At 39.1% G+C, this 18,844-nt stretch carries 22 protein-coding genes; 18 read left to right on the top strand and 4 right to left on the bottom strand.

Annotation, left to right across the window (positions count from 1 at the left end):
• Positions 1 to 200: 200 nt before the first annotated feature.
• The 4 genes from gyrB to dnaA form a co-directional block, all read right to left on the bottom strand.
• A complete protein-coding gene (gyrB, locus tag N7974_RS09570) occupies positions 201 to 2,615 on the bottom strand; it encodes a DNA topoisomerase (ATP-hydrolyzing) subunit B (protein WP_262965396.1) in 2,415 nt (804 codons plus the stop codon).
• 45 nt (positions 2,616 to 2,660) lie between these two features.
• A complete protein-coding gene (gene recF, locus N7974_RS09565) occupies positions 2,661 to 3,737 on the bottom strand; it encodes a DNA replication/repair protein RecF (RefSeq protein ID WP_262965395.1) in 1,077 nt (358 codons plus the stop codon).
• 11 nt (positions 3,738 to 3,748) lie between these two features.
• Positions 3,749 to 4,849, bottom strand: coding sequence for a DNA polymerase III subunit beta (dnaN, locus tag N7974_RS09560; protein ID WP_243220495.1), 1,101 nt, complete (start codon positions 4,847 to 4,849; stop codon positions 3,749 to 3,751).
• Between the two features lie 1,043 nt (positions 4,850 to 5,892).
• The gene (gene dnaA / locus N7974_RS09555; protein WP_262965394.1) at positions 5,893 to 7,209 is read right to left on the bottom strand and encodes a chromosomal replication initiator protein DnaA; all 1,317 of its coding nucleotides are present in this window, start codon (positions 7,207 to 7,209) and stop codon (positions 5,893 to 5,895) included.
• Positions 7,210 to 7,379: 170 nt separating this feature from the next.
• On the opposite strand from dnaA, the gene rpmH reads away from it, so the two are divergent.
• From rpmH to N7974_RS09465, 18 genes are all read left to right on the top strand, one after another.
• A complete protein-coding gene (rpmH, locus tag N7974_RS09550) occupies positions 7,380 to 7,514 on the top strand; it encodes a 50S ribosomal protein L34 (protein WP_243220497.1) in 135 nt (44 codons plus the stop codon).
• A gap of 10 nt (positions 7,515 to 7,524) precedes the next feature.
• On the top strand, positions 7,525 to 7,884 hold the full coding sequence (gene rnpA, locus N7974_RS09545) for a ribonuclease P protein component (protein WP_243220498.1): 360 nt from the start codon (positions 7,525 to 7,527) through the stop codon (positions 7,882 to 7,884).
• Positions 7,875 to 8,108 (top strand): membrane protein insertion efficiency factor YidD, encoded by a 234-nt coding sequence (gene yidD / locus N7974_RS09540; protein ID WP_243220499.1) that lies wholly within the window; start codon positions 7,875 to 7,877, stop codon positions 8,106 to 8,108. Before rnpA ends, yidD begins: the two co-directional genes overlap by 10 nt.
• A complete protein-coding gene (gene yidC / locus N7974_RS09535) occupies positions 8,101 to 9,816 on the top strand; it encodes a membrane protein insertase YidC (RefSeq protein WP_262965393.1) in 1,716 nt (571 codons plus the stop codon). Before yidD ends, yidC begins: the two co-directional genes overlap by 8 nt.
• A 2-nt stretch (positions 9,817 to 9,818) precedes the next feature.
• The gene (gene mnmE, locus N7974_RS09530; RefSeq protein ID WP_262965392.1) at positions 9,819 to 11,162 is read left to right on the top strand and encodes a tRNA uridine-5-carboxymethylaminomethyl(34) synthesis GTPase MnmE; all 1,344 of its coding nucleotides are present in this window, start codon (positions 9,819 to 9,821) and stop codon (positions 11,160 to 11,162) included.
• Between the two features lie 164 nt (positions 11,163 to 11,326).
• Complete coding sequence (locus N7974_RS09525; RefSeq protein WP_262965391.1) at positions 11,327 to 12,463, top strand: site-specific integrase; 1,137 nt, start codon at positions 11,327 to 11,329, stop codon at positions 12,461 to 12,463.
• Positions 12,464 to 12,563: 100 nt separating this feature from the next.
• On the top strand, positions 12,564 to 13,124 hold the full coding sequence (locus N7974_RS09520; RefSeq protein ID WP_262965390.1) for a hypothetical protein: 561 nt from the start codon (positions 12,564 to 12,566) through the stop codon (positions 13,122 to 13,124).
• A 158-nt stretch (positions 13,125 to 13,282) separates the two neighbouring features.
• Positions 13,283 to 13,588, top strand: coding sequence for a helix-turn-helix domain-containing protein (locus tag N7974_RS09515; protein ID WP_262965389.1), 306 nt, complete (start codon positions 13,283 to 13,285; stop codon positions 13,586 to 13,588).
• A complete protein-coding gene (locus N7974_RS09510; RefSeq protein ID WP_262965388.1) occupies positions 13,588 to 14,286 on the top strand; it encodes a KilA-N domain-containing protein in 699 nt (232 codons plus the stop codon). The genes N7974_RS09515 and N7974_RS09510 overlap by 1 nt, the downstream gene beginning before the upstream one ends.
• A complete protein-coding gene (locus N7974_RS09505; RefSeq protein ID WP_262965387.1) occupies positions 14,286 to 14,549 on the top strand; it encodes a hypothetical protein in 264 nt (87 codons plus the stop codon). Before N7974_RS09510 ends, N7974_RS09505 begins: the two co-directional genes overlap by 1 nt.
• Positions 14,550 to 14,554: 5 nt before the next feature.
• Positions 14,555 to 14,899 carry a hypothetical protein gene (locus tag N7974_RS09500; RefSeq protein ID WP_262965386.1) on the top strand — a complete coding sequence of 115 codons (345 nt, stop codon included), beginning with the start codon at positions 14,555 to 14,557 and terminating at the stop codon, positions 14,897 to 14,899.
• A 116-nt stretch (positions 14,900 to 15,015) separates the two neighbouring features.
• Positions 15,016 to 15,564, top strand: coding sequence for a hypothetical protein (locus tag N7974_RS09495; protein ID WP_262965385.1), 549 nt, complete (start codon positions 15,016 to 15,018; stop codon positions 15,562 to 15,564).
• Positions 15,561 to 15,857, top strand: a complete 297-nt coding sequence (locus N7974_RS09490) for a toprim domain-containing protein (RefSeq protein WP_262965384.1) — start codon at positions 15,561 to 15,563, stop codon at positions 15,855 to 15,857. The genes N7974_RS09495 and N7974_RS09490 overlap by 4 nt, the downstream gene beginning before the upstream one ends.
• Positions 15,854 to 16,528 (top strand): hypothetical protein, encoded by a 675-nt coding sequence (locus N7974_RS09485; protein WP_262965383.1) that lies wholly within the window; start codon positions 15,854 to 15,856, stop codon positions 16,526 to 16,528. Before N7974_RS09490 ends, N7974_RS09485 begins: the two co-directional genes overlap by 4 nt.
• Complete coding sequence (locus N7974_RS09480; RefSeq protein ID WP_262965382.1) at positions 16,489 to 16,956, top strand: DUF5906 domain-containing protein; 468 nt, start codon at positions 16,489 to 16,491, stop codon at positions 16,954 to 16,956. Before N7974_RS09485 ends, N7974_RS09480 begins: the two co-directional genes overlap by 40 nt.
• 48 nt (positions 16,957 to 17,004) lie before the next feature.
• Positions 17,005 to 17,355 carry a primase-like DNA-binding domain-containing protein gene (locus N7974_RS09475; protein ID WP_262965381.1) on the top strand — a complete coding sequence of 117 codons (351 nt, stop codon included), beginning with the start codon at positions 17,005 to 17,007 and terminating at the stop codon, positions 17,353 to 17,355.
• Between the two features lie 269 nt (positions 17,356 to 17,624).
• Positions 17,625 to 18,002 carry a single-stranded DNA-binding protein gene (locus tag N7974_RS09470; protein ID WP_262965380.1) on the top strand — a complete coding sequence of 126 codons (378 nt, stop codon included), beginning with the start codon at positions 17,625 to 17,627 and terminating at the stop codon, positions 18,000 to 18,002.
• A gap of 66 nt (positions 18,003 to 18,068) precedes the next feature.
• A complete protein-coding gene (locus tag N7974_RS09465) occupies positions 18,069 to 18,752 on the top strand; it encodes a hypothetical protein (RefSeq protein ID WP_262965379.1) in 684 nt (227 codons plus the stop codon).
• Positions 18,753 to 18,844 lie beyond the last annotated feature (92 nt).

The raw sequence follows: 18,844 nt of genomic DNA, 5'->3' as shown, positions 1-18,844 counted from the left end.
GGAGTGCAAACCTAGGTTTACACTCCACCGCATAATTAACTGATATTGAAACTGCTGTATCATTGTATCGCGGGCATGGCCCGCTCCTACAGAAATCAATTAAGGCAGTGTAACCAACTTAAGCAGGAGCAATCTACGGTTAATCCCGCCAAGTTGTCCCGGTTTCAACGAGAGACTTATTTTTTATAGTTCGCCTTGATTTAAACGTCTAAATTAGTGACATCAAGAGCATTTTTAACAATAAAATCACGTCGAGGTTCTACAACATCACCCATCAGGGTAGTAAAAATCTCATCAGCGGCAATCACGTCTTCAATTCTGACTTGTAGCAATCTACGATTATTGGAATCCAGAGTAGTTTCCCATAATTGTTCAGGATTCATTTCACCCAAGCCTTTATAACGCTGTATATGCTGGCCTTTTTTAATTTCCTTCATCATCCATTCAAAAGCTTGTTTAAAGGTGCTGACTGGCTGTTGTCTTTCCCCCATTTGCATGTATGAGGCCTCATTAAACATGCCCGCCGTATCAGTCGCGTACTGGGCAATTTTTTGGTAATCTTTGCCGTTAAAAAAAGTTGATGGCAAAACAAAGGTTTTAGTGATGCCGTGCAGTTTCTTGTTAACCACAGCGGAAAAATCATTGCTCGCTCTGTAATTGAGTTCTATCGTAAACACAGCTTTACTTTCACAATCCCTCAGTTGTTGTTCCATTCTGGCAAACCAAGAGATGAGTTTTTGCTGATCTTGTTTAATATCATCGGTAATCACTTCCATATAAGAAAATTGTTCCAGAAAAACAGCATCGTAACGTCTGGATAACCGATTGACGACACTTTCTACTCCGGTAAATTCTTTGGCAAGCTTTTCCAAACCCTGACCCTGAATAGGCGGCGTTGTTTCATCAGTAAAAAGCTGGGCTTTATCGAGTGCTAACTGAATCAGGTATTCATTTAATTGAACATCATCCTTAACGTAATGTTCTTGTTTACCTTTTTTAACTTTATATAACGGTGGCTGAGCAATGTAGATATAGCCCTTTTCGACTATTTCCGGCAATTGTCGATAAAAAAACGTCAACAATAATGTCCTGATATGTGATCCATCAACATCCGCATCAGTCATGATAATGATGCGGTGATAACGTAACTTGGCCAGATTGTATTCGTCTTTACCTATTCCACATCCCAATGCTGTTATTAAGGTACCGACTTCTTCTGAAGAAATCATTTTATCGAAACGCGCTTTCTCAACATTTAAAATCTTGCCTTTTAAAGGCAGGATAGCTTGAGTACGACGATCTCTACCCTGTTTCGCTGAACCACCCGCAGAATCTCCTTCGACCAAAAATAATTCAGATAACGCAGGATCTTTCTCCTGACAATCAGCCAATTTTCCCGGCAAACCGGCAATATCCAACGTGGTTTTACGACGTGTCATTTCACGTGCCTTACGTGCAGCTTCTCTGGCACGGGCTGCATCGACAATTTTACCAACAATCGTTTTAGCTATTTGTGGTTTTTCCAGTAGAAATTCCTGCAGCTTTTCATTCATTGTTGATTCAACCAGTGGCTTAACCTCTGATGAAACCAGTTTATCTTTTGTTTGTGATGAAAATTTGGGATCGGGTACTTTAACTGAAAGCACTGCCGTTAAACCTTCTCTGGCATCATCACCGGTTGTTTGTACTTTTTCTTTTTTAGCCAAACCACTGGATTCAATATATTGATTGATAGTCCGTGTTAATGCGCCTCTGAATCCGGCCAAATGACTTCCACCATCACGTTGTGGAATATTATTGGTATAGCAGAATACATTTTCCTGATAAGAATCGTTCCATTGCATGGCAACTTCTACCGTCACGCCTTCTTTTTCAGCAATAAAATAAAAGACTTCAGGAAATAATGGTGTTTTGTTTTTATTAAGATGCACAACAAAAGCCGCTATACCACCTTCAAATTCAAAAACATCACTTCTATCAGTGCGTTCATCGTGCAAACTGATGCGTACACCTGAATTTAAAAATGATAATTCTCTTAACCTTTTCGCTAAAATATCGTAATGAAATTCAACGTCTGTAAATGTTTCAGTACTGGGTTTAAAATTAATCAAGGTGCCAGAGCCTTCAGTAGGACCGAATGCTGCCAATGGCGCTACCGGATTTCCCATACGATACTGTTGCTTATAAAGCTGACCATTTTTTCGTACTTCCAGATTTAACTCTTCAGACAAGGCATTAACTACAGAAACACCTACACCGTGTAAACCGCCAGATACCTTATAAGCATTATCATCAAATTTACCGCCTGCGTGCAGAATGGTCATAATAACTTCTGCGGCTGACCGTCCTTCTTCCTTATGAATATCAACAGGAATGCCTCGACCATCATCAGAAACAGAAACCGATCCATTACTATGGATAATTACCTTAACTTCTTTACAGTAACCGGCCAGTGCCTCATCAATGGAGTTATCAACAACTTCAAAAACCATATGGTGCAAACCGGAGCCATCATCAGTATCGCCAATATACATACCCGGCCGTTTTCTTACGGCATCCAGACCTTTTAAAACTTGAATATTAGAACTATCGTAGTGATCGTTATTGTTACTCATGACTCTCCTGCTTTTCCTGTTGTTGTGAATGTTCCACGTGGAACATTACACTTGCTTTATATTTCCATGTTCCACGTGGAACATTTTGTAATTTTGTATTTGACTTAAATCGCCAAAGTCAGCTATTTCAGTTGCTGTTATAAATACCTGACAACCCATTTTTGATAAATAGTGTAATAATTTCGCACGGTTGGTAACATCAAGTTCTGCTGCAAAATCATCAATCAGAAAACACCCCATATTACTGTGTTCATTAGTCAGTAATTGTACCTGGGCCAGTTTTAAACTCATTACTAATAACTTTAGTTGACCTCGTGAAACAAAATCCTTCGCTAACCGGCTACCAACCAGTAATTGAAAATCACCACGATGTGGACCACTATGCGTAAATCCATAGCGAAGATCTTTATCCAGGTCATCAACCAAAATTTGCTGAAATTCGGTAGAGGTATCCCAACCTGATATAAGCTTTATTTCTAAATCATCAATATCAAGAAACTTGTTGATGATATCAGTGAACACAGGCAACAGTTTTTGCACATAGCATTGCCGGTAGGTATTGACTATTGTACCGTAATAAACCAGTTCTTTATCCCAAACATTAATATGTTCAGGTCGCCGGGTTTTTAACAAAGAATTTCGTTGAACCAACACTTTTTTAAAATTTCGCCAAGCAGATAAAAAATCGGCATCATCATTGAAAACTCCCCAATCTAAAAACTCTCTTCTTAACTGTGGCCCTGCATCAAGTAGCTCATAACTTTTAGGATGGATAATTTGCAACGGCAAAGCATAAGCGAGATCTGATCTTTTTTGTGTTGTTTCTTGATTAATACGATAACAAAAATTTTTAGTATCCAGCTGAATACCTAAATGCAGTGTACTGCCATTGTCTTGCAATGTTTGGGCTGACACAATCAAATGATCTTGTGCAAAATTAATAACAGATTTGATAGAGGCAGAGCGAAAAGATTTAGCGCGTCCTAAAATAAATATCGCTTCAATAAATGCACTTTTTCCACTGGCATTTTCTCCAACAATAAAATTAATTGTCGGTGCCGGATTGATAGTCTCTTTTTGGATATTTCTGACGGCATAAATATCCAATTTAATTAATGTCATTACAGTAAATCTTAAAGTCTCATGGGCATGACGATAAATTTATAAACACATTCAGTAGGTTCATCAATAAAACAGCTACTGGAATTACTGGCGATCGTTAATACGGCAAGTTCAGAATCCAGATTTGCAACGGCATCCAGTAAGTATTGAGCATTAAAAGCTATTGATAGTGGCTCACCGGCATATTCGATAATTAACTCTTCTTCTGCTTCATCATGTTCTGGATTGTGTGTACTGATTCTTAAGCTATCAGGAGTGATGTCCAGAGTAACCCCTTTAAATTTCTCATTAGACAAAATAGCAACACGGGTTAACGCATCTTTTAGTACTAATTTTTGAATATGAATGGGATTAAAAAATTCCTGCTGAAAAACTTTGCCAAAATCGGGATATTTTGAATCCACTAATTTTGCTGAAAAAATTAAATTTTTAATAAAAATTCTAATATTATTGCTGGAAAATTCAATTTTTAATTCCGCATCAGCATCATCAAGTAATCGACTGAGTTCTAAAACAGCTTTTCTGGGAAAAATAATACGGGCTTCATAACCAGTACCTTGGTCTAAAGAATCTTCATAAATAGATAAACGATGGCCATCAGATGCTACCAGTTTAATTTTACTATTGGATATATTCAGTAATAAACCATTCAAGTAATAACGAACATCCTGATTTGCCATACAAAATACAGTTTTATCGAGTGCTTTTTTTAATTTACCGGCATTAATAAAAAAGTGATTCTCTAGTTCGGATTCAGAGAATTCAGGATAATTATCAGCAGGCAAACAACTTAAAGAAAACCGGCTCCTATTAGATAATATCTTTACTTTATCGTCATGCTGTTCAAATTTAATTTCTGCACCATTTGGTAAAAGTCTGCAGATATCCAAAAATTTTCTGGCTGGTACCGTAATAGAACCAGGTGTTGCCAATTTAATATCAATTTTAGCGATAATCTGAATTTCCAGATCCGTGCCCGTTAAAATTAATTGATCATCCTCAATAACAATCAATACATTCGAAAGAATAGGCATCGTTTGTCTTTTTTCTATGACACTTACTATTTGTTGCAAAGGCGTTAAGATTTCTTCTCGATTAATGATAAATTTCATATATTTTTACTATTTGATTGGCTTAATAAATCTGTGGATAACACTATTTTTAATTTATTATTCAATAAGTTATTATTTAATAACTTTGTGGATAACTAGTGTTTAACTATAAAAAATTATCCATGTAAATACTTTATACACAGGATTACTCACAAGACTGATAGATTTATCCACAGCATTATCCACATGTATAACAAATATTTAACGGTAATTGGTAAATCAGTGTCTTAAAACTAACCTGCTTAAAATGATTATTTTTCTGTGCAGGCTCATATTTTCAAATGATATTATTTTTGTAATTAATAATATAATATTACTTAATCTTATTTATTACTATTAGTAACGTAAAAATCTGTGGATAACTAGTTATTTACTATGCTTATCAATAACATATTTATTTTATTAGGTTGTTATCGGCTTGTGTATAACTAGTGTTTAAATAAGACGTGTTTTTTAATAGTCATTTTTATGCACAATATTGTCCTCAGTAATAAGGTATTTATCCCCAAAGTTATCCACATGGACTGCTGCCTATGTAAACCAGAATACTAATCGATAGCGAAAGTTATTGTTTTGAATTCTGTATCAAAAAAATAGTGCCAACACTCTTAACTTGCTGGAATGACAACTCCGATTTTTACAGAGAAATTTTAAATAACTATTCTTGATATTTCTCGAAAGTAAATTTATTAGTTATCCGTGTTAATAACATCTATTTTTTTAAAGTTGAAATCCGTTTTGTACACAATGTGGGTGCTTTCAAAATCTGTATAATTTTCAATTAATAATATAGTATTACTTAATCTTATTTATTACTATTAGTGCATAAAAAACTGGGGAAAAGTCATTATTTATTAATTTAATCAGTAGGTTATTTATTTAACTAAACTGTTGTCACGCTGTGGATAACTACTGTTTAAAAAATCAGGATTAATAACGTTTATTTTTATCCACAATATTATCCTCAGTAATAAGGTATTTATCCCCAAAGTTATCCACAATACATTGCGCAATATTTGAAGTAATTTTGACTTAACAGACATTTAATGTGACAGCGTTCTTAGAAGATTCGAGTAATCTTCGGCAATTTTATGGTCAGACTCTTTGAGCTCATTAATTTTTTTACAGGCATTCATGACGGTTGTGTGATCGCGGCCACCAAATGCATCACCAATCTCTGGAAAGCTGTGTGAGGTTAATTCTCTCGCCAAACACATGGCCATTTGTCGTGGACGGGTAACGGTTTGTTTTCTATTTTTTGATGATAAATCGGCAACGCGAATTTTAAAATATTCAGCAACTGTTTTTTGAATATTGTCCATGTTGACAAGTTTGTCTTTTAAAGAAATCAAATCATGTAAGGCTTCCTTGGTAAATTCAGTAGTGATTTCACGTCCGGTAAATTGTGCATTGGCTATCACACGTCTTAAAGCACCTTCAAGGTCACGGACGTTAAAAGGAATTTTTTTGGCAATAAAAAAAGCAACTTCCTGAGGTAGTGCAACATTAACTTGTGCGGCTTTTTTCATTAAAATAGCGGCCCTGGTCTCCATGTCGGGAGGTTCAATTGAAACAGGAAGCCCACAACCAAATCTTGATTTTAATCGATCTTCAAGACCTATAATTTCTTTGGGATATTTATCACACGTTAAAACAATTTGGTGTTTCTTATCCAACAGCGTGTTGAAGGTATGAAAAAATTCTTCCTGTGAGCGCTCTTTTCCTGCAAAAAATTGAATATCATCAATTAAAAGTACATCGATACCACGGTAATATTCTTTAAAAGAGTTAATGGAATTTTGCTGTAATGCCCTGACCATGTCTTGAACAAATTTTTCAGAATGCAGATAAACAATAGTTGCTGAGGGTTTTTTTTGAAAAACAGCATTACCTATGGCATGCATCAGATGTGTTTTACCTAAACCGGAACTACCATAAATAAGTAAAGGATTATAAGCTTTACCTATATTTTCAGAAACCTGAAGCGAAGCGGCTCTTGCCAATTGATTAGATTTACCTTCAACAAAATTATCAAAAGTAAATGCTTTATTAAGGAAATTAGGACTTGTTTTTTTTATTTCAACAGGTTTTACGCTGGTTATTACGGCGGGTGTTGTCGATTTTTTTGAACCAATTTCAAGATTCAAGTCCAATTTTCCATTTGAAAATTCGTGAATGGATTCTTCAATCTTGGCAAAATAATGTTGCTTGACCCAGTCGAGAACAAACCGGTTAGGAGCGAGTAATTTTATTTGCCCATCACTTTCTATGGCCTGCAAAGGCCGTATCCATGTACTGAAATCAGAACCGGCAATTTCATTTTCAAGTTTAGTAAGGCAGTTATCCCAAATTGAGCTCATTGAATTAGGTAAGGTATTGGTATGGGTTAGTGAGGAGGAATTTGTTTTTAATCACTATACAGTAATAAAACATTGCACTACAGAATTGACAGGCTATACATATTATTTTATCATCCGTAGTCTTTTTTATCTGTTTTTGTTAACACTCATCTGATTAGGCTTTAAGTAATATGAAAAGAACATACCAACCCAGTAAAATTAAACGTGCCAGAACTCATGGCTTTCGTGCAAGAATGGCAACTGTCGGTGGCCGTAGGGTTATCAATGCTCGTAGAGCAAAAGGCCGTGCTCAACTAACGGTTTAGTTGACACTGGGTGACAGAGCACAATTTTAGTTTCCCCCCACAGCTACGGTTAAAAACCCCGGCTGAATATAAAAAAGTTTTTGCCAAGCCTGTAAAATCAAGCGATACCTATTTTACCCTTTTAGCCATAAAGAATGATCTTGATCATCCTCGGCTAGGTTTGGCAATTGCTAAAAAAAATATAAGAAAGGCAGTACACAGAAACGTGATTAAACGCGCTGTGAGGGAAAACTTTAGAATACAACAGCAAAGCTTGGGAAATATAGACATTGTTGTTCTGGCTCGCAGGGAAGCAGTAGATGCTCCACCGGAATTATTAAGAAAGTCATTGCAAAAGCATTGGCTTAAACTGGTATCCCGATGCGCTTAATGCTGATGGCAATAATAAAGTTTTATAAATACTTTATTAGCCCTTTGCTTGGCTCTAACTGTCGTTTTTATCCAAGTTGTTCAAGTTATTCCTTAGAAGCAATTCAGCGCCACGGTGCTATTATTGGCTCCTATCTCACTCTCAAAAGATTATTAAAATGCCACCCTTTTCATCAAGGTGGCATTGATCCCGTTCCAGAAAAATTTGGTAATAAGAATGGATAATATAAGATTTATACTCGTCGTCACTTTTGCAATGCTTGTATTTATGTTGTGGCAGGCGTGGGAGCAAGACTATGGCCCAAAACCCGAAGTTGCTGCAATTGTAAGTCCGGAAGGTACCAAGGCTAAAGAAGATCTGCCAATGACAGCAGATGCTTCATCACAAACAGGATCTGCCCTGCAAAATCCGGTTTCTGTTCCCGTTTCAGCAGCAACATCAGCCGCCAAAACGGTAAAAATTAAAACCGATGTTATTGCGTTTGAAATTGACGTACAAGGTGGCACAGTCACCAATCTGGATTTATTAAATTATCCGGTAGAAAAAGCGAATCCGATCATTAATAACTTGCGTGCAATGGTTGGTATGGAAGTCCCGGTAACAAACACTGCGCCGGTGCGTTTATTCAATAATAATGAAGAAAAAATATTTGTTGCGCAAAGCGGTTTAATAGCAGGCAGTGGTTTAGCGGCTGCACCGAATCATTATACAGTTTTCACCAATGAGCAAGATAGTTACACCTTGCAACCTGGCCAAGACAGCTTGACTGTTCCATTAACATGGACTGACAACAATGGCCTGGTTATTACCAAATTATTTACTGTTAAACGTGGAAGCTACGAGATAACACTGGATCAAAAAGTTAAAAATAATTCAGGAAAAGCCTGGTCCGGTAGACAATATACTCAGTTATTAAGAGCACCGGATACTGAAAATAAAGGTAATATGCTCACGGGCGGTATGAGAGCTTATGATGGCGGTGTTATTTATACCGATAAAAGCAAATATCAAAAAATAAGTTTTGATGATATGGCAGATGAGACGCTTGATATCACCAGTAAAGGTGGTTGGACTGCAATGATTCAACATTATTTTGCTTCTGCCTGGGTTCCACCTGCCGAGCAAGAGAATCATTTTTATACCAAAGAATTAAAAGATGGACGTTACGTCATTGGCACATATTCTCCAGCCGTTACTGTTGAAGCCAATACCGATGCTGAATTTGTTTCGCAATTATTTGCTGGCCCGAAAATCCAGCCTATGATGGAAAAAATTGCCACAGGTCTTGAACTTACCGTTGATTACAGCGTTTTAACCTTTATTGGTAAACCCATTTACTGGTTACTGAACAAAATACATAGTGTTATTGGTAACTGGGGCTTGGCTATTATGGGAGTAACATTCTGTATTAAACTATTGTTCTTTCCATTATCACAAGCCAGTTTCAAGTCAATGGCTAAAATGCGCAAGATTCAGCCACGTCTTAAAGAATTACAAGAACGTTTTGCTGATGACAGACCGCGTTTTAATACTGAAATGATGGGGCTGTATAAAAAAGAAAAAGTTAATCCATTAGGTGGTTGTTTGCCCATCCTGATACAGATACCCGTATTTATGGCGTTGTATTGGGTATTGAGTGAAACGGTTGAGTTTCGTCAGGCACCTTTTATGCTATGGATACAGGATTTATCAATACAGGACCCTTTCTATATCTTGCCGTTGATCATGGGTATTACCATGAAAATTCAGCAAAGTTTGAATCCTGCACCGATTGATCCCATTCAAGCTAAAGTAATGAAGATGTTCCCGATTGTTTTTACTGTCTTCTTTCTGTTTTTTCCGGCAGGTTTGGTTTTATACTGGGTTGTTAATAACACCCTGTCTATCATTCAACAGACCTATATCACCAAGCAAATAGAAAAAGCAGGATAACTTTGCTTTTGTATCAAGATACCATTGCAGCTATTGCAACACCGCCAGGGAATGGTGGTGTTGGTATTATTCGAATTTCAGGAACCCTGGTTACTGAAATTACCAAACAACTGCTTAATAAATCATTAATTCCCAGACATGCCCTGTTTACATCTTTTATAGATAATGACGGCGGCATTATTGATTCCGGTATCAGCCTTTACTTTCCTGCTCCTGCCTCTTATACAGGGGAAGACATACTTGAATTGCAAGGACACGGCGGTTCTGTCGTATTGGATATGCTGTTACGGCGAGTAATTTCCTTGGGTGCCCGATTAGCCAATCCTGGCGAATTTACCGAACGCGCATTTCTCAATAATAAACTCGACTTGGCGCAGGCCGAAGCGGTTGCTGATTTAATTGAAAGCAGTACCGAACAATCAGTCCGTTCTGCACAAAAATCCATGCAAGGTGTTTTTTCGGCACAAATCAATGAACTGGTTACAGAGTTAACGGAACTTCGCATCTACGTTGAAGCAGCTATTGATTTTGTCGATGAAGAAATTGACTTTTTAACAGATGGTGTCGTTGAAAACCGCATAATCAGGTTATTACAAAGCATTCAGCAAATACAAAAAACAGCGCAACAAGGGCGCTTGCTACGCGATGGTATGACCGTTGTTTTGGCAGGTAAACCTAACGCCGGAAAATCCAGCTTGCTTAATGCACTTGCAGGGCATGAAGCGGCGATAGTGACTGATATTGCCGGAACAACCAGAGACGTACTCAGAGAACGTATCCAGCTTGATGGTATGCCTTTGCATATTATTGATACCGCAGGTTTACGGGAAAGTGATAACTCTATAGAAAAAGAAGGCATACGGAGGGCACACGAAGAAATTCTGAAAGCCGATAAGATTTTACTGCTTATAGATGCAAGGGAACCTGAAACAGAAGATTTATTAAAAACCCTGCCACCAAATATCGACATTACCAAAGTTTACAACAAAATAGACTTGCTAGGTCTGACACCTGAAATACAACAAACAGAAGATGGCTATAGTTGTTACCTTTCCATAAAAACCGGGGAAGGCATGGATTTGTTAAAACAACATCTCAAACAAAGTGTTGGTTTTAATGAAGCGACAGACAACGTTTTCATTGCCAGAAGACGACACATAGAAGCCATAAGAACAGGCTATGAATTTGTCGAAAGTGCTTTAAATCAGTTACAGGTTAGCCAGGCAGGCGAATTGGTCGCGGAAGATTTAAGGCAAGCGCAAATGAGTCTTGCCGAAATTACCGGAACGGTTACCTCAGATGATTTATTGGGAAAAATATTTTCCAGTTTCTGTATAGGAAAGTGAAGCAGTAAAACAACCGAAAACAACAACCAAACAAAGTCAATTAAATAAGGGGATGTAGCGATACAACCCCTTTTTTGTTTGCGTATATTTGCCTTTACTTTACCTTTTCTTACCCCTATAGTGCCCCCATTACTTTTTACGGGGCACAAAGGGGAACAAATAATATGAAAATCGCTATTGAGAAGCGCCTAAATAAGGCAGGCGATAAGCAAAGCATACGATTAGTGTATTTTTATGGAAGCCGAAAGGGAGAGGATGGAAAAATTATACAAGATCGCAAGCGTGAACAGCTTGACCTGTACCTTTACCCCAAGCCCAGTACTAAACTGGAAAAACAGCACAACAAGGAAACTTTGTTATTAGTTGATAATATCAAATCAAAACGGATTGCCGAGGCCGCCAGTGGTCAGCATGGCTTTACCGATACCAATAAGGTGAGCGTAAACTTTTACAGCTTTTATAAGCAGCTCATGGAAACCAAAAAAACCAATGAGAGCAGCGGAAACTATTCCGTTTGGTTGGCGTGTCTGGTACAAATCCAACGCCACCATCCAGACGAAGCCCTAAATTTTGAGCAAGTCACCGTTGATTGGATTAATGGTGTAAAAGATTTTCTCAATACCAAAGCCAAAACCAAAAGCGGCAACCTTATCAGTAGCGGGACAGCTTCCGTATATTTCAACAAGATCAGGGCAGTTATTAACGCGGCTTATGATAAAGGCATTATTGAACGTAACCCACTAAAGGAAATATCCCGTATTAAGCCGGTTACTTCCGAGCGTGTGTTTTTAACGCTTGATGATATGAGGGCTTTGGTAAAAACCGATTGCCGATACAGTGTATTAAAAAGCGCTTTTCTGTTTGCTTGCCTTACAGGTTTGCGATGGTCAGATATTAATAAACTGGATTGGTCAGAGATCAGTCAACTTAATGGCGGTCATAGAATCACCTTTAATCAGAAGAAAACCGGCAACCTTCAATATCTGGATATTCCCCCTCAAGCCTACAATCTGATAGAGTCAGCAGAACAACAAGGGCGTGTTTTTCAATGCTTGAAGTATTCGGCTTATTTAAATACTGAACTGTTACGCTGGACAATGGCCGCCGGTATCACCAAACACGTTACTTTTCATGCCACCCGACATACCTTTGCAGTCAGCTTGTTGTGTAATGGCGTGGACATTTACACGGTTAGCCGCTTGTTAGGGCATAGTGAAGTTAAAACAACCCAGATATACGCCGATATTATCGACAGCGTAAGAAAAGACGCGGTACATAAAATCCCTGATATTGGTTTATAATTGAATTTGACCGGATAGGCTTAGCGGCTTACAAGTTGGACTCGTTCCCCAACTTCCGGTTATTCCCTTCTGAACGCTTACACCTTGAACGGAGTGTTTTTTGATTAATGTATTTTTTAAAGGTTTCGGGAACTGGTACCGTTGTGATGATCCTGACCTTGGAATTTGGGGTGTTCTCGAAATTACCAAAGTAAGCTGCGCAATCGGCGTATTTAGTTTGTCCTTAGAGGACTCTATAACTTACAGACATACAAATAGCCTTGCCGGAATTACTGCACTATATCCATGCGAACACCCCGACAGTCAGTTTATGAGAGTATTTGGGGAAAAAAATTGTTTCGCATTAGGAGCTATAGAACAAGGATATTATTTTTCAATAAATAACCCATCCAACGCTACAAATATTTTAGTTATTGCCGAACCATCTATCAAAAGCGATATAGAGCCAATTTGTAACAATGCTTATCAATCAGATCAATTAAAAATACTTTGCCAAGCAAGCGAGAAATTTTGGGGCAATGCAGACCCCGCCGAACGAGATACCCACCAAAAAAACGAAATAGTTTCTAATTGGCTTATTGATCAAGGCTTTTCAAAGGTAAACGCCAAGCAAGGAGCAACCATAATAAGACCGGTATGGGCAGCAAAAGGGAATTATTGATATGAATACCTACACCTATTTAATGTCAGTAACGGCAAGGCTTTAAGCTAATACCTACACCTATTTAAAGCAGTAGTAGCTATAACCATTACACCTATTCACGTTTAAAAATATGTAGATAATAAGACTCAATATTAACCATCCGAAAGGACATTAAATTGAGCCAAAAAATAGTTACACTTCAATCTGTCATAGACAGCTTAGAGATTCTTACCCGCGCTGTTTTATCCAACAAACAAACCTTAAACCTTGAAGAAGCCGCCGCATTTACCGGCCTTGCCACAAGCTATCTGTATAAACTCACATCAACGCAAGAAATCCCGCATTACAAACCGCGCGGAAAAATGCTGTATTTTGATCGGTCAGAATTGGAGACTTGGTTAAGACAAGGTAGGGTAAAAAGTATTGCTGAAATTGAGCGCCAAGCAGTAAATCATATTGTAGGGCCAAGGGTGGGCGCGTAATGACTACAAAATTAAAGTATGAAATTGTAGTCGTTAATAATATCGAAGTGATGGCCGATGTCTCAATGCTACAAAAGAGCGATGAGCTTTATTTTAATGCAACGGAGATGTCCAAACAGTTTGGCAAATTACCGGCTGATTTTTTGCGACTTAATTCGACCAAAGAATATATTAACGAAGTCCTTAATGATTCTGGGTATGGGATATCCCATAGTGAGAATTTAATCAGAGTAACCAACGGCGGCAAATATAAAGGTACTTGGTTACATCAAGAACTCGCTTATGAATTTGCCGGATGGTTAAGCGCAATATTTAGGCGCAACCTGCATAAATGGGCTGAAAATCGCGTCAAAGATGAACACCAACGCCAACAACGCCGCCTTGAGTTAAAGACTGGATTTTTGCCACTGATTAACGCCATTCAAGCCGCACACCCAGAGCTTAAGCCCTATCATTTTAGTAATGAGTGCGACTTAATTAACTGTTTAGTCACAGGCATGACTGCCAAACAATTTAAGCAAATACGCGTTATTGACAATGTTAGGGATGGTTTAACGATAGCAGAATTAAACCTGATGGATAAGTTGCAAATGTACAGCGCCAGCTTGATTGACTTGGGTTTTAGCTATGATGAGCGTAAGCACTTACTTAGTGAGCAGGTGTTAAAACTATCAGGCAATATCAAGGCGGTGGCGTAATGAATCAGTTGACACTATGCATCATGGCGGCTATTCTTAACCCGCTGAAACATTTCAGCACAGGATTGGTCTCCTGTAACGTAGCGGCACAGCCGCAAACTTGCGGTTTTTTTGTGCGCAAAATCTCAAGTTCCTCATATTATGGCGGGCTGGACAGAGCACTCGCAAGAGTGGCCGGTTGCTACACCGGTAGACCAACTTTGTTCAGTCTGCCACCAAATGATTGGTCTCATTGGTGGTGGGTTTATAACCTTCCAGAGTAGCAATCATGAATAATCAATCAAATTCTCAGTCCGAGAGCAATACAAACATCCCTGCTCAAACCGAGCAAGCTACCCCAAAACTAAACGTAAACTTTACACATCGTCATTCTATATTTGGCGATGAGGCGAGAAGCTACCATCTTAACGATTGCATAGGCACCTTGGCATATCAGGCTACGAATGTATTGACCTTGGTATCAGGTAATTTTTTAGGCGAGGAATATGCACCAATGCCGTCTGATGACGTTATTTTTTGGTCAATAGAATCGGCCATTAATACCATTAAGGACATACAAGCAATGGTTGCGGCTTACCATGAGGTAGAAAGCACCAAAAACAATCAGGCATAAAAAAACCGGCTTAATCACTCACAATTAGCCGGTTCTTTGTAATCAGATCACCACAAAATCAAGTTTATTATAGATGATGGTGGTTCGATTGCAATCCCGACTAAGGGATAAATATCATGCAAAATAGTATTGAACCATTCAAAAATGCCATGCTGGATAGCATAGGTGCCGAACCTGAAACCATCATAGGTGACGGTAAACTACACCGCTTCAAAATTGATGGAAAACTAACTGGCTGGTATAGCTTGCACCTTGATGGTAAAGCCGCTGCCGCTTTTGGTGACTGGAAACAGGGAATCAAAGAACGCTGGAAAATGGCCGGTACTTTCAAAAAGCTAACCGATGCTGAAAAACAAGCCTTTGCAATCGAGCGCCAACGCCAAAACGAGCAACGCAAGGCCGAAGAAAAGACCCGCCATGTTACAGCAATTCAGAAGGCCGCCTATGTCTGGGAGCGGTCAACGCCGGTTGTCAATCATCAATACCTCACTAAAAAGAATGTCCAGGCGCATAACGTCCGGTGCTATCGCGGCGCTTTGGTCGTTCCTCTCTATAACGAAATCGGTTTACTGGTCAGTATTCAATTTATCGGTGATGACGGTACCAAGCGCATGATGAAAGGCGGCAAGGCTCATGCTATTTTATTGGTGATGCTATCGACTTGACCCGCGACAGTATTATTTTAATCGTAGAAGGTTGGGCAACCGGTGCCAGTCTGTATGAAGCAACTGGCCACTTTACCATCGTAGCGTTTAGCGCCGGCAACCTAACCGCCGTGGCAATCCAGATCAGAAAGCACCACCAAGACAAAGAAATCATTATTTGTGGTGACAATGACTTAAGTGGAGTCGGACAGCTTGCCGCGAGATCGGCAGCCTTGGCCATTGCCGGAAAGTATATCTTACCGCCTACGATTGGGCATGACTGGAATGATTCATTAAATAGTGTGGTTGCATGATGAGCAAAATAATAGCGTTGCCTGTTAAGGATGACTCGCAAAAAACAGCGCTTAACAAGCTGATTAAAGCGGTTATCACCGAAGTAAAAACCCCGCAACAATCCAAAGATTCAGCAATAGCGGCGTTACTTGCCAATATTGAGCCAGTTGATTTAACCGAGGTTTGCGAGTCCTTAGGCTGGACGAGCGACACTAAAGGCAATCCTCCAGCGCAAAAACATATCAAGGTTGCGATTGTTGATACTTTGATAAAGACGGCAAAAAAAAATAACTGGCATATCATCCATGATTTAGGCTTCTTTTATATCTTCAATGGTGCCTTCTGGGTAGTGTTGCTAGATTCAGAAGTTAAGCAGTTGCTTAAAGATGCAGCCGTAAAAATGGGTTATATCGAAATAGAGTGTCGTGACGCGCTATTTGTCGATAAGCTCTTTCAACAGGCTACCCAAGACGGTTTTTTTGTCGAAAAGAACTACACCAAGCAATCCATTATCAATCTTAAAAATGGCTCATTGGTGTTAAGTGATGCCGGTATAAAAATGAAGCCGTTTGATTATCGGGATTTTCTAACCCATCAATTAGACTTTGCATACAACCCCGCCGCCATAAATACGGTGTTCCTGAACATGTTTTGCCTGATAAAGATACGCGGCGCACCTTGCAGGAGATAACCGGTTATTTATTCATCAAGGGCTTGAAGATGGAAAAAGTATTCTTTCTGTTTGGTACCGGTGCCAATGGTAAGTCAGTATTCTTTGAGGTACTTAATGGTGTGCTGGGGGCTGATAATATCAGTAATTATTCCCTTGAGTCCTTGACTGATGACAAGGGTTATCACCGCGCCATGATTAAGGATGTGATTGTTAATTATGGTACGGATATACGCCTAACCAAGATTGATGCCGGTATGTTTAAAACGTTGGCAAGTGGTGAGCCTATCGAGGCGCGTTTACCTTATCGGGAACCGTTCCTGATGACTGACTATGCCAAGTTGATCTTTAACGTCAACAAGATGGACTCAGCCAATATTGAACATACCCACGGATTTTACAGGCGCTTGCTGGTTATCCCCTTCAACAAAACCATTCCAGATGATTAGCAAGACAGGGACTTACACAAAAAGATTCTTAATGATCGAGCAGGCGTGTTGAACTGGATTATTGACGGTGCGGAGCGGGTTATTAAAAACAGAGATATCTTTATTTCATCCGAGTGTGAAGCCTTTAAACAGAAGTTTATCAAAGAATCAGACAGCGTGGCCATGTATGAGGCTGATTTTTTGGAGACTATGAAGGCTTCTATCTACTTTAAAACGGTTACTGATGCTTACCTGGAATATAAAGTTTACTGCCAAGAAGCCGGCCATAAATACCCCTTAGGCAGAAATAATTTTGTGAGCAGAATGGAACATTTAGGCTTTGAAAAAACCAAACAGGCGGCCAGTTCGTTTCTTGAAAAAAACTATCTTAAGATAAAGGTTGTAAATGAAACAGAATAACAGCATTAACTGAAAAAAAACCCGTATTTACTGGGCTTACGGGCATTAAAATCATGCTGTTATGGTGTTTGAAACAGCACAACTTAAAAAACAATCCTGAATTTATAAGGCGAATTTATAGATAACAGCACTAAAACAGCATTGATAAAACCCAGTAACGGCGGGGCTTACAGAGGATTAGTGCTGTTATGCTGTTTCATTCATAACCTTTTTCAAATAAAAGTTTTTCTGAAATCAGAATACCACCCAAAACCACAGGAAATCATCAAATGATAGACGCACTCATAGCCGGAAAACTCATAAAAACGCCTGAACTACGAACCGGCAAAACGGGCAACCATTACACCCAATTTCTTTTATCGGTATCGACAGGAGACGAACAACCGACAATTATTAGTGGTATTGCATTTGCAGAAACAGCGGAACGAATCGCCAGATTACAAAAAGGAGATTCGCTGGCAGTCATTGGTAGCTTGAAGCCGTCTGAATGGATTGATAAAAATACCGGTGAAACCAAACACGGGCTAAACATCACCGCCAATAATTCACTATCACCTTATGACATTAAGAAGCGTAAGCCGGTATCAGACAATCCGGTGCAGTCGGGCAGTAGCTCAAAGCCATTTAATGACCCGATAGATTTTTAAGGTTAATCACTGAATCTAGTTGTACATTACCGCTTGTGTACAGTTATAAAGCTGATAGGTTATAAAATGAAGATGACATTTAACCGGCGATTGATGCTTGAGGTCTTGGCCGATGAGATAGACGGCAGACAACCGCCACACGGAGCAGGTAGTATTCGGTCCAACTTGGAAAACGCTTTCAACTATAAATGGAATTATGGACTTTACCCATCCATGGTGACATTACCCAACAAGCGACAAATTCACCGGACATTAAAGGAATTATGGCATGGTGGGCTTATTGTCGGAACAAGGGTAAAAGTCGAGGGCTATAGTGGGCACTTGCCATATTGGGAAATCGAATATCAATTGTGTAACGATGTTTATAAAAACAGCCTGATAACCGATTGCAATAATTTGTTCAGCAAAGTTAATCGAGCCAAGCACGGCGTTAACTTCTTTGGTAGCTTAATGGATATGGGCTTACCGGCAAGCGAGGTCAGTCCATTGAAGTTATCGGTCAAGAGTCTTATACAACGTACCCATCCCGATAAAGTCAGTGGTTATGAATACCAGTTCCAGCAAATGAAACAGTGCGCCGACTGGTTAAGATCAGGAATACCCCTTCCGACTTCTGCGCATGGTGAAGCCGGCCAATCAAATAACAATGAGAAATACATCAATGCAGAATTACCAAGCATACTGGCAAGCGAACCAGAAGAAGCAACCCGACAATGTGCCCGAGCCGGAAGCAGAGCCAAAACAGCCTGAAAACTCCGATTAAAGTAGGAGTTACACGCAAGGTTACACCGCAAACGCATAGATAAGTAACATCCTATTGAAAAGGGAGTCGAGAAAAACCG

This window comes from Methylobacter psychrophilus (assembly GCF_025583945.1).
Taxonomy (GTDB): domain Bacteria; phylum Pseudomonadota; class Gammaproteobacteria; order Methylococcales; family Methylomonadaceae; genus Methylobacter_C; species Methylobacter_C psychrophilus.
This window is presented reverse-complemented; position numbering and strand designations above follow the sequence as displayed.